Here is an 11596-nt window from a genome sequence, read left to right as displayed (position 1 = left end):
ACACCATGATTGTGGTTGTTTCATAGAGTTTCGGTGGTCATGGCGGCAGGGAAACGCCCGGTCCCATTCCGAACCCGGAAGCTAAGCCTGCCAGCGCCGATGGTACTGCACCCCCGCGGGTGTGGGAGAGTAGGACACCGCCGAACACAATCTCACACCCGAGGCCCCGGTCGAGAACCTTGACGGTTCTCCCGGGGTCTCGGGCTTTTCATCGTTCCGCCCCCCGCCGCGTCAGGCGAGCAGAGCCTCCACACCCGAACGCAGCGCCGCCATGGTGGCCTCCGCCTCCGCACGACATCCGGCGAGCGAACCGGCGTCCGGAACCGTCCGCACCACCTGCAGATAAGCCTTGAGCTTCGGCTCCGTCCCCGACGGCCGGATCACCACCCGCACACCCTCACCGGCGATGCGCAACGCGTCCGTTTCCGGCATCAGGTCTTCCATCGCCACATCCACCCCCGCCAGCTCCGGTGGCGGGTTTCGCCGCAGACGAGACATCAGCCGTCCCCGCACCGACAGGTCGGTGACCCGCAACGACACCTGATCGGTCACGTACACCCCGTGCGCGAGCGCGAGCCGGTCCAGCTCGCCGAGCAGAGAACGGCCCTCGGCCTCCAACTTCGCCGCCAGGTCACAGGCCAGGGTCGCGGCGGCGATGCCGTCCTTGTCCCGCACGAAGTCCGGGTTCACGCACAGCCCCAGCGCCTCCTCGTAGGCGAACACCAGGCCCTCGCCGGAGCGGGTCAGCCACTTGAAGCCGGTCAGCGTCTCCGCGTACCGGGCGCCGTGAGCACGTGCGATGTCGCCGAGCATGGACGCGGACACGATGGTGGTCGCGACGAGCGGGTCCGGGTTGGACGTCATCGACAGGACGTAATCCCCCAGCAGCACCCCGGTCTCGTCACCACGCAGCATGCGCCACGTTCCGGACGGGTCCGGTACTCCGACGGCGCAGCGGTCGGCGTCCGGGTCCAGCGCGATGGCCAGATCGGCGTCCACCTCGGCGGCCAGTGCGAGCAGCAGATCCGTCGCGCCGGGCTCCTCCGGGTTCGGGAACGACACCGTCGGGAAGTCCGGATCGGGTGTCGACTGCTCGGCCACCAGGTGGACGTCGGTGAACCCGGCACGGGACAGCGCGGCGCGCAGCACCTCGGCGCCCACCCCGTGCAGGGCTGTCGCGGCGACCCGCAAACCGCGGGCCGCGGACCGCGGCACCTGCGAGACCCGGTACAGGTACTCGTCCACGATCTCTTCGCCGAGCACGGTCGCGCCGGGTTGGCGCGGCACGCCGAACGCGCCCGGCGCGACGGCGATCGCGGACTCGATCTCGGAGTCGGACGGCGGGACGATCTGGATCGCGAGGTCGTCGTAGAGCTTGTAGCCGTTGTCGGCGGGCGGGTTGTGCGACGCGGTGATCTGGATACCGGCAACCGCGCCGAGGTACTTGGTCGCGAACGCCAGCACCGGCGTCGGCAGTGGCCGGGGCAGCATCCGCACGTCGAACCCGGCGGCGTGCAGCACCTCCGCCGCCGCGGTGGCGAACTCCTCCGAGCCGTGCCGGGCATCCCGCCCGACAACCACGATCTGCCCGCCCTTGCCGTGTGCGGACAGCCACGCCGCGACCCCCGCGGTGGTGCGTACGACGACGGCCGTGTTCATGCCGTTCGGTCCGGCGCGGACCGGCCCGCGCAGCCCGGCGGTGCCGAACTCCAGCGGACCGGCCATCCGGTCGGTGAGGTCGGTCACCGCATCGGGGGCGCCGTTCATCGCAGCGGCCAGCACGACCTGTAATTCCTGGCGGGCGGCCGGGTCGACGTCGTCGGCGATCCAGCGGATGGTGCGATCCCGCAGGTCAGGCTCGAGACGGGTCATGCGCGGGTCACGAGCTCACGCAGCAGGGTGCCCATCTTCTCGGCCGATGCTCGGCCCGCCTCCAGAACCTCCTGGTGGCTCAGCGGTTCGCCGGTCATGCCCGCGGCCAGGTTCGTGACCAGGGACAGGCCGAACACCTCCACCCCGGCGGCACGGGCCGCGATGGCCTCCAGCACGGTCGACATGCCGACCAGGTCCGCGCCGAGCGTGCGCAGCATGCGGATTTCGGCGGGGGTCTCGAAGTGCGGGCCGGGCAGGCCGGCGTACACGCCCTCGGTCAGGCCGGGGTCGACCTCGCGCGCCAGGTCCCGCAGGCGGTGCGAGTACAGGTCGACCAGGTCGACGAAGTTCGCGCCGGTGATCGGCGAGGTCGAGGTCATGTTGAGGTGGTCGCAGATCAGCACCGGCTGGCCGACCTGGTAGTCCTCACGCAGGCCGCCCGCGGCGTTGGTCAGCAGAACCGACTTCACTCCGGCGGCCGCGGCGGTACGCACGTTGTGCACGACCCGGCCGACGCCCTTGCCCTCGTACAGGTGGGTGCGGCCGAGGAGGACGAGCGCGCGCTTGCCATCCACGTCCACCGAGCGGACGGTGCCGCCGTGGCCCACCGCGGTCGGGGTCTCGAAACCGGGCAGGTCGCCGAGCGGAATCTCCGCCTCCGGCTCGCCGATCACGTCCGCCGCCGGACGCCATCCGGAACCGAGAACCACCGCGATGTCGTGCTTGGCGAACCCGGTGCGCTCGGCAATGGTGGCCGCGGCAGCGGCCGCCACGTCATTTTCGGTCATGGGGACCATCTTGGCAGCGTGCGGTGGGTTGGTGGCCGGTGGTGGTGGCTGGGCGCGCTGGTGGCCGGTAGATGGCTGCGTCGGGTGCGACCGCCCCGCCCCGGTTGGAGTGTTCTGGCGGGCTTGGGATGAGGGTCGGGGGAGGTCTGGGGCGGTCGGCGCTGGCTAGCTGCCGCTGGTGGAGAAGGTGGGCAGGATGCGGTCGTAGAGGGCGGCCTTCGCCGTCTCCTCCTGCTCGGTCGGCACGGTCACGCTGACCACCCAGAGGCTCGTGCTCTGGCGGTAGACCTTGGCGTAGGTCGTGCGGCTCACGGAGCCCGACGGGGCCCGGTCGATGGTGCGGTACATCAGGGTGAGGCCCTCCTGCTCGGCCAGCTTCGCCTGGTACACCAAGCGGAACTCGCCACCGGAACGGCTGCGTTCCAGGGCCTTCACGTAATCGTCGAGGTCGTTGCCCGGGTAGTACTGGGGGAAGTGGTTCACGGCGAGCATCTGGGAACCGTCCGCCGACACGAACTGCACCAGCGTCGACAACGGCAGGTCGTCGCCCGCCTGTGAGCTGGTGAAACGCGTCCATTCGGCCGGGACGTCGACGGTGAAGGTGCCGTTTTCGGCGCCCTTCACGCTCGAAGCCTCGCCCGTCCGGCGTTCGAACACCGTCGGCTGTGGGGCGGCGGGGCCCGAAGTGTCCGAACGCGACGGGGGCGCCACCGGCTGTGCACCGATCACCCTGGCCGCCACGAAACCGCCGAAGGCCGCCGCCAGGAACAACACGATCGACACCGCGACGAGTGCCACCGTCACCGACGTGCGTCGGCCCGGAGGAGGCCCGAACGGCAGTGGGCCGGGCGCGGGGGACAGGGTGCCGCCGGGCTTCGCCGGGGATGGCGGGCCGAACGGCAGCGGGCCCGGGGCCGCTGCCAGTGCGTCGGTGGCAGCCGACGGGGCGAACGGGAGCGGTCCGGGATCCGCGGCCAGCTCGCCACTGGCCTCCGCCGTCTCGTTCACCACGGGGCTCGCGGAGATCTCGCGCGTGTCCGAGGCGTCTTCGCGGGTGCTGCCCGCCGCGGCGAACATCTCCGGGCCGAACAACACACGCGGCGCCTTCGCCAGGATCGGGTACAGCTGGCGGCGCACCTGCCGCAACGGCATCCGGTCCCGCGGCTCCTTCGCCATCAACGCGGCGATCAGCGGCGCGAGCGGGCCCGGCGACGGACGTGGCACCTCACCCTTGACGACCTTGCCGATCGTCTCCAGCGGGTCACCGTCGGCGTCGTAGGGCGGATGGCCCTCGACGGCGCAGAAGAGCGTGGCCCCCAGACCCCACAGGTCCGCCGCCGGGGTGACCGCTTTGCCGGAAGCCACCTCCGGGGCGATGTACGCCGGCGAACCCAGCGTCATCCCGGTGCGCGTCATGGACGCGTCGGACACGTTGCGGGCGATGCCGAAGTCGGTGAGCTTGATCCGGCCGTCGTCGGCGACCAGGACGTTGCCCGGTTTCACGTCACGGTGCGTGATGCCCGCGTTGTGCGCGGCCCCGAGCGCCGCCGCGACCGCGTCGCCCACCGCAGCCGCCTGCTGCACCGACAGCGGCCCGTGCTCGCGGATCAACTCGGCGAGGCTGTGCGAGGGCAGCAGCTCCATCACGACGAACGGTTCGCCGTCCTGACGTGCGACGTCGTGCAGGGTGATCACGTTCGGGTGAGACAGCACGGCGATGGCGCGGGCCTCGCGCAGCGTCCGCTCCCGCAGTTCGTCGGCCTGCCCGGCGGTCACCCCCGGCGGCAGCAGGATCTCCTTGACGGCCACCGGGCGGTGCAGGAACTCGTCGTAGGCCGACCACACCGTGCCCATCGAGCCGGAACCCAGCACGGAGCGCAGCCGGTACCGTCCGGCCACCACCCTGGTTTCCTCACTCGCACTCGCCACGCGCCCATTGTTGCGGATGCGCGCTCGGTGACTGCGGGCGCTTCCGCGCCGCGAGCAGAGTCACAATCGCGTCCCTTGCGGGCGCCCTACCATCAGACGCATGACTCAGGCTGGGACAACGGCGCCCACCCCGGACTCACCGGACGAGCTGACCCTCGCCGCCGAGTTCGAGACGCCGCGGCGGGAGGACTGGCAACGCCTCGTCGCGGGGGTGCTCACCAAGAGCGGGGTGCTGCCGGAGGGTTTCGACGGAGCCCCGGAAAGCCTCCTGACCAGCAAGACCTACGACGGTATCGAGATCCGGCCGCTCTACACCGCCGACGACGCGGCCGCGCCCTCCGGCTTCCCCGGCCTGCCCCCGTACGTGCGGGGCGCGCGCCCCGAGGGCACCGGCTGGGACGTGCGGGTCCTGCACGGCGGCGCGGACGCGGCCGCAACCAACAAGGCGATCCTGGCGGACCTGGAGCACGGTGCCTCGTCCGTGTGGCTGCGCGTCGGCGGTGACGCTCTGCCACCGGAGTCGCTGGCCGACGCGCTCAACGAGGTGTACCTGGACCTCGCGCCGATCGTCCTCGATCCCGGCGCCGACTACGAAGCGGCCGCGGACGCGCTGCTCGGCCTGCTCGCCGAGAAGAACATTCCGGACAGCGAGGTCACCGGCAACCTCGGTGCCGACCCGATCACGCTGCGTGCCCGCACGGGCAAACCGCACGAGATCGCGCCCGCCGCCGCGCTGGCCGCGCGTCTCGCGCCGAAGCACCCGAAGCTGCGCACGCTCGTCGTGAACGCCCTGCCCTACCACGAGGCGGGCGGATCCGACTCCCAGGAGCTGGGCGCGGCGGTCGCGGCGGGCGTCGCCTACCTGCGGGCCCTCACCGACGCCGGGCTGAGCGTCGAAGACGCCGCTGACCAGCTGGAATTCCGGTTCGCCGCGACCGCGGACCAGTTCCTCACCATCGCGAAACTGCGTGCCGCGCGGCGCGTGTGGGCGCGAGTGTGCGAGGTCTCGGGCGCGACCGCCGGGCGGGGCATGCGCCAGCACGCCGTCACCTCGCCGATGATGTTCACCCGCCGCGACCCGTGGGTGAACATGCTGCGGACCACGGTCGCCTGCTTCGCCGCCGGTGTCGGCGGCGCGGACGCGGTCACCGTCCTGCCGTTCGACCACGCGATCGGCCTGCCGGACCCGTTCTCCCGCCGCATTGCCCGCAACACCCAGGCGATCCTGCTGGAGGAGTCGAAGCTGTCCGGCGTGATCGACCCGGCGGGCGGCTCCTGGTACGTCGAGAACCTCACCGACGCGCTGGCCAACGCGGCGTGGCGGGAGTTCACCGAGATCGAGCGCCAGGGCGGCATCGAGGCGGTGCTGGACTCCGGCGCGCTCGCCGCACGCGTCGACGAGACCTGGCAGCGGCGGAAGCAGCGCCTCGCCACCCGCAAGGACCCGCTCACCGGCGTCAGCGAGTTCCCCGATCTGGGCGAGAAACCGGTCGAGCGCGCCCCGGCTCCGTCCGTTGTGGACGAAGGCGGGCTGCCACGGCGGCGCTACGCCCAGGACTACGAGGCCCTGCGCGACCGCTCCGACGCGCACCTCGCCGAGACCGGTGAGCGGCCCAAGGTCTTCCTCGCCACGCTCGGTCCCGTCGCCGCGCACACCGCGCGCGCCACCTTCGCGTCCAACCTGTTCCAGGCCGGTGGTATCGAGCCGGTGAACCCGGGCGCGCCCGAGGACGTCGTCGCAGCGTTCCGGGAGAGCGGTGCGAAGGTCGCCTGCCTGTGCGGTAGCGACCAGCTCTACGACGAGCACGCGGCCGAAAGCGCGAAGAAGCTCAAGGAAGCCGGGGCGATTCGGGTGCTCCTGGCGGGGAAATCCGAGTACCCGGGCGTCGACGCCGTCGTGCACGCCGGCTGTGACGCCCTCGCCGCCCTGACCAGCATCCTCGACACGCTGGGAGTGAAGTGATGGCCATCCCCGACTTCTCCGATGTCGAGCTGGGTGTCCCGGACCCGGGCAGCCAGAGCGACTGGGCCGAGGCGCTGCACTCCAGCACGGGCAAGGGCGCCGACGCGCTGGCCTGGGAAACCCCCGAGGGCATCGGCGTCAAACCGCTCTACACCGCCGAGGACACGGCCGGACTGGACTTCCTGCGCACGTATCCGGGGATGGCGCCGTTCCTGCGCGGGCCGTACCCGACGATGTACGTCAACCAGCCGTGGACGATCCGCCAGTACGCCGGGTTCTCCACCGCGTCGGAGTCCAACGCCTTCTACCGGCGCAACCTCGCGGCCGGGCAGAAGGGCCTGTCGGTGGCCTTCGACCTGGCCACTCACCGCGGCTACGACTCCGACCACCCGCGCGTCGGCGGCGACGTCGGGATGGCGGGTGTGGCGATCGACTCGATCTACGACATGCGCCAGCTCTTCGACGGCATTCCGCTGGACCGGATGAGCGTGTCGATGACCATGAACGGCGCGGTGCTGCCCGTCATGGCGCTCTACATCGTGGCGGCCGAGGAGCAGGGCGTGCAGCCCGAGCAGCTGGCCGGGACCATCCAGAACGACATCCTCAAGGAGTTCATGGTCCGCAACACCTACATCTACCCGCCGCAGCCGTCGATGCGGATCATCTCCGACATCTTCGGCTACACCTCGCAGCGGATGCCGCGGTTCAACTCGATCTCGATCTCCGGCTACCACATGCAGGAGGCCGGGGCGACCGCCGATCTGGAGCTGGCGTACACGCTGGCCGACGGCGTGGAGTACATCCGCGCGGGGATGGACGCCGGCCTTGAGGTGGACAAGTTCGCGCCGCGGCTGTCGTTCTTCTGGGCGATCGGCATGAACTTCTTCATGGAGGTCGCCAAGATGCGGGCGGCCCGGCTGCTGTGGGCGAAGCTGGTCAAGCAGTTCGACCCCAAGTCCGAGAAGTCCCTGTCGTTGCGCACGCACTCGCAGACCAGTGGCTGGTCGCTGACCGCGCAGGACGTGTTCAACAACGTCATCCGCACCTGCGTCGAGGCGATGGCCGCCACGCAGGGCCACACGCAGTCGCTGCACACCAACGCGCTCGACGAGGCGCTGGCGCTGCCGACCGACTTCTCCGCGCGCATCGCCCGCAACACCCAGCTGCTGCTGCAGCAGGAATCGGGCACCACGCGCGTGATCGACCCGTGGGGCGGCAGCGCGTTCGTCGAGAAGCTGACCTACGACCTCGCCCGCAAGGCGTGGGGCCACATCAGCGAGGTCGAGTCGGCGGGCGGCATGGCCCGCGCGATCGACGCCGGTATCCCGAAGCTGCGCATCGAGGAGGCCGCGGCCCGCACGCAGGCGCGGATCGACTCCGGACGCCAGCCAGTGATCGGCGTCAACAAGTACCAGGTGACCGACGACCAGCAGATCGACGTGCTCAAGGTCGACAACGCCGGAGTTCGCGCGCAGCAGCTGGAGAAGCTGCGGCGGCTGCGCGAGGAACGCGACGAGGACGTCACACAGGACGCGCTGCGGCGCCTCACGGCCGCCGCGGAGGGCGAGGGAAACCTGCTCGCGCTGGCCGTCGACGCGGCCCGTGCCAAGGCGACGGTCGGGGAGATCTCCGACGCGCTGGAGAAGGTGTGGGGCCGCCACTCCGGCCAGATTCGTACGATCTCCGGCGTGTACCGCGACGAGGTCGGGAAATCCGGGAACGTGGACGAGGCACGCGCGCGGGTCGAGGCGTTCGCCGAGGCCGAGGGGCGCCGTCCGCGCATCCTCGTCGCCAAGATGGGGCAGGACGGGCACGACCGTGGCCAGAAGGTGATCGCCACCGCGTTCGCCGACCTCGGCTTCGACGTCGACGTGGGGCCGCTGTTCTCCACGCCGGCCGAGGTCGCGCGCCAGGCGATCGAGGCGGACGTGCACGTCGTCGGCGTGTCGTCGCTGGCGGCCGGGCACCTGTCGCTGGTGCCCGCGCTGCGCGAGGAGCTGGCCCAGCTCGGCCGCGAGGACGTCATGATCGTGTGCGGCGGCGTGATCCCGCCGCAGGACTACGACGAGCTGCGGGCCGCCGGTGCCGCCGCGATCTTCGGTCCCGGCACGGTCATCGCGGACGCCGCGCTGGACCTGCTCGACCAGCTCGAACAGCGGGAGTCCTGAGCCCTTGCCGCGCAAGATCGACGTCGGTGCCTACGCCAAGGGCGTGCTCGCGGGTGACCGCGGCACGCTGTCCAGGGCGATCACGCTGGTGGAATCGCACCGGCCGGACCACCGGCAGCAGGCCCAGGAACTGCTGGTCGAGCTGCTGCCGCACGCCGGTGGCGCGCGACGGGTCGGGATCACCGGCGTGCCCGGAGTCGGCAAGTCGACCTTCATCGACCAGCTCGGCACCGACCTGACCGCGGCCGGTTCGCGGGTCGCGGTGCTGGCCGTGGACCCGTCGTCGACGCGGACCGGAGGCAGCATCCTCGGCGACAAGACCCGTATGGCGCGGCTGGCCAACGACCCGGCCGCGTTCATCCGCCCCTCCCCGACATCCGGCACGCTCGGCGGCGTCGCCCGCGCGACCCGCGAGACGATCGTGCTGATGGAGGCCGCCGGGTACGACGTCGTGCTGGTCGAGACCGTCGGCGTCGGGCAGTCCGAGGTGACGGTCGCCAACATGGTCGACTGCTTCCTGTTCCTCACCTTGGCCCGGACCGGGGACCAGCTGCAGGGCATCAAGAAGGGCGTGCTGGAGCTGGCCGACGTGATCGCCGTGAACAAGGCCGATGGCGACCACGAACGCGACGCCAAGCGGGCCGCGCGGGAGCTGGCCGGGGCGCTGCGGATGATCTACGGACCGGACGCCGCGTGGACGCCACCCGTACTGACCTGCAGCGGACTCAACGACATCGGCCTGGACACCGTGTGGCAGCAGATCGAACGGCACCGGGAAGCCCTTTCCGGCTCCGGCGAGCTGGACCGCAAGCGCCAGCAGCAGCAGGTCGACTGGACGTGGGCGATGGTGCGTGAGCAGCTCCAGGCGCGGCTGGCCGAGCACCCCGGGGTGCGCGCGCTGGTGCCGGAGGTCGAGGAGGACGTCCGCGAGGGACGGCTCACCGCGACTCTGGCCGCGCAGCGCATTCTGGATGCCTTCGGAGCGTGAGTCTTCCTTGTTGCGGCGTAACCGAACCGGCACACTGGGTGCCATGGTCAAGGTGCGTGCGGTGCTGACGGGTCTGCTGCTGGCGACGACGGTGGCGTTCGCCGTGCCCGCCGCGCCCGCGCTCGCCGCCCCGGTCGCCGTGCAGGCGGTCGCGCCCGGAGTGGTGGTGCAGCAGAACGACGTGGACCCGGGGCCGAAGATCGACCCGGAGCAGACGAACAAGGCCGGCCAGGAGAAGACGAAGAACAAGATCATCGTCGGAGTGCTCGCGGCGGTGCTCGCGTTGCTGGTCATCTGGGGCCGCAGCGTCCGGAAGAAGAAGCGCAAGGCAGCCGGGTGAGTGGCGTGCGGCGTATTCGGCTAGGCCGTATTCACTAGAGCCGCTCAACGCAGATCCACTACCGGCCATCGCCCAGCGTGAGATCTTGTTCGAAGATTGCTCCTTGCATGGTGCAGGATTGCGGCAAATGGGTTACGTAGTTCTCACTGTGTATGGAGGTGCGGCGTGACCGTGCTGGACTCCCGCCCGGAGGTGCCCGGCGATCAGGGTGGTCGCCATACCTCGTTCGAGGCGCCCAACGCGCTGATCACAGCGGACGGCGTCAGCATGGCTCCCGTGACCGATCTTGGTGCGGGCCGCGGCCCGTTCTGGCTGGACGAATGGCTCGAGCGCGGCGGTACCGACCTGGTCGCCTGGCGCCGCCACATCCACTCCCACCCCGAGCTGGCGCGCCACGAGTTCGCGACCACCGAGCTGATCTGCGACATCCTGCGCTCGGCGGGCCTGCACCCGGAGGTCCTGCCCGGCGGGACCGGGGTGGTTTGCGACGTCGGCAGCGGTGACCGCTGCGTCGCGCTGCGCGCCGACATCGACGCGCTGCCGCTCACCGAGGCCACCGGCCTGCCCTACTCGTCCACCGTCGACGGCGCGGCGCACGCCTGCGGCCACGACGCGCACACCGCGATCCTGCTGGGTGCGGCGAAGGCGCTGGCCTCGGCGCCCGAGCTGCCCGGCCGCGTGCGGCTGATCTTCCAGCCGGCCGAGGAGGTCATGCCCGGCGGCGCGCTCGACGTGATCACCGCCGGCGGGCTCGACGGCGTCGACCGCATCTTCGGCCTGCACTGCGACCCGCGCGTCGAGGTCGGCAAGATCGGCACCCGCGTCGGGGCCCTGACCTCGGCCGCGGACCTGATCGAGCTGCGGCTGACCTCGCCCGGCGGGCACACGTCCCGGCCGCACCTGACGGCCGACCTGGTGCACGCGCTCGGTGTCGTGATCACCTCGCTGCCCTCGCTGCTGTCCCGTCGGGTCGACCCGCGGTCCGGCACGGTGCTGGTGTGGGGCGCCGTGCATGCCGGCCAGGCCGCCAACGCGGTGCCCGAGGAAGGCGTGCTGCGCGGAACGCTGCGGACGGCCGACCACGAGACGTGGAAGGCGCTGGAGCCGCTGGTCCAGTCGTCGGTGGAGTCGCTGCTGGCGCCCACCGGGGTCGGCTTCGAGCTGGACTACCGCCGGGGCGTGCCGCCGGTGGTCGGCGACAAGGAAAGCACGACGCTGCTGCAGGCCGGTATCGAAGCAGCCCTCGGCGACGACGCGATGACCGGTACCGAACAGTCGTCGGGCGGCGAGGACTTCGCGTGGTACCTCGAACACGTGCCGGGCGCCTTCTGCCGCCTCGGCGTGTGGTCCGGCGACGGCGACCAGCGAGACCTGCACCGCCCCACCTTCGAACTGGACGAACGCGCCCTGCACGTCGGCGTCCGCGTGATGGTCCACGCCGCCCTGGCCACCCTCGCCTGACCCCGCGGCACCGTGTTTGCCGCTCCGGTCACCGTGTTTGCCATTCCGGTCACCGTGTTGGCCGCTCCGGTCACCGTGTTGGCCGGT

Annotated in this window: 8 protein-coding genes and 1 rRNA gene; 6 read left to right on the top strand and 3 right to left on the bottom strand. The window is 71.2% G+C overall.

Annotation, left to right across the window (positions count from 1 at the left end):
* The first annotated feature begins 29 nt into the window (after positions 1-29).
* Positions 30-146, top strand: a 5S ribosomal RNA gene (gene rrf / locus HNR02_RS04730).
* A gap of 85 nt (positions 147-231) precedes the next feature.
* Here the strand turns inward: rrf and HNR02_RS04725 are convergent.
* From HNR02_RS04725 to HNR02_RS04715, 3 genes are all read right to left on the bottom strand, one after another.
* Complete coding sequence (locus HNR02_RS04725; RefSeq protein ID WP_179771989.1) at positions 232-1872, bottom strand: phospho-sugar mutase; 1641 nt, start codon at positions 1870-1872, stop codon at positions 232-234.
* Complete coding sequence (locus HNR02_RS04720; protein ID WP_179771988.1) at positions 1869-2660, bottom strand: purine-nucleoside phosphorylase; 792 nt, start codon at positions 2658-2660, stop codon at positions 1869-1871. The genes HNR02_RS04725 and HNR02_RS04720 overlap by 4 nt, the downstream gene beginning before the upstream one ends.
* A 165-nt stretch (positions 2661-2825) precedes the next feature.
* Positions 2826-4562 (bottom strand): serine/threonine-protein kinase, encoded by a 1737-nt coding sequence (locus HNR02_RS04715; protein WP_179775703.1) that lies wholly within the window; start codon positions 4560-4562, stop codon positions 2826-2828.
* Positions 4563-4689: 127 nt separating this feature from the next.
* On the opposite strand from HNR02_RS04715, the gene mutA reads away from it, so the two are divergent.
* From mutA to HNR02_RS04690, 5 genes are all read left to right on the top strand, one after another.
* A complete protein-coding gene (mutA, locus tag HNR02_RS04710) occupies positions 4690-6552 on the top strand; it encodes a methylmalonyl-CoA mutase small subunit (protein ID WP_179771987.1) in 1863 nt (620 codons plus the stop codon).
* Positions 6552-8720 (top strand): methylmalonyl-CoA mutase, encoded by a 2169-nt coding sequence (scpA, locus tag HNR02_RS04705; protein WP_179771986.1) that lies wholly within the window; start codon positions 6552-6554, stop codon positions 8718-8720. The genes mutA and scpA overlap by 1 nt, the downstream gene beginning before the upstream one ends.
* Before the next feature lie 4 nt (positions 8721-8724).
* Entirely contained in the window at positions 8725-9708 is a 984-nt protein-coding gene (gene meaB, locus HNR02_RS04700) for a methylmalonyl Co-A mutase-associated GTPase MeaB (RefSeq protein WP_179771985.1), read from the top strand.
* 43 nt (positions 9709-9751) lie between these two features.
* Entirely contained in the window at positions 9752-10048 is a 297-nt protein-coding gene (locus tag HNR02_RS04695) for a hypothetical protein (RefSeq protein WP_179771984.1), read from the top strand.
* Between the two features lie 165 nt (positions 10049-10213).
* Positions 10214-11509: a M20 family metallopeptidase gene (locus HNR02_RS04690; RefSeq protein ID WP_179771983.1), complete on the top strand. Its 1296-nt coding sequence runs from the start codon at positions 10214-10216 to the stop codon at positions 11507-11509.
* The last annotated feature ends 87 nt before the right edge of the window (positions 11510-11596 follow it).

Origin of the sequence: Amycolatopsis endophytica, assembly GCF_013410405.1 — a bacterium.
In the GTDB taxonomy this organism is placed as follows: domain Bacteria; phylum Actinomycetota; class Actinomycetes; order Mycobacteriales; family Pseudonocardiaceae; genus Amycolatopsis_E; species Amycolatopsis_E endophytica.
Note: the sequence above shows the minus strand (reverse complement) of the source record. Positions and strands in the feature narration are given on the sequence as shown.

Bases quoted from the DNA above. Each gene is read 5' to 3' on its own strand.
- mutA (WP_179771987.1), top strand. From the start codon at position 4,690: ATGACTCAGGCTGGGACAACGGCGCCCACCCCGGACTCACCGGACGAG.
- scpA (WP_179771986.1), top strand. From the start codon at position 6,552: ATGGCCATCCCCGACTTCTCCGATGTCGAGCTGGGTGTCCCGGACCCG.
- HNR02_RS04725 (WP_179771989.1), bottom strand. From the start codon at position 1,872: ATGACCCGTCTCGAGCCTGACCTGCGGGATCGCACCATCCGCTGGATC.
- HNR02_RS04720 (WP_179771988.1), bottom strand. From the start codon at position 2,660: ATGACCGAAAATGACGTGGCGGCCGCTGCCGCGGCCACCATTGCCGAG.
- HNR02_RS04695 (WP_179771984.1), top strand. From the start codon at position 9,752: ATGGTCAAGGTGCGTGCGGTGCTGACGGGTCTGCTGCTGGCGACGACG.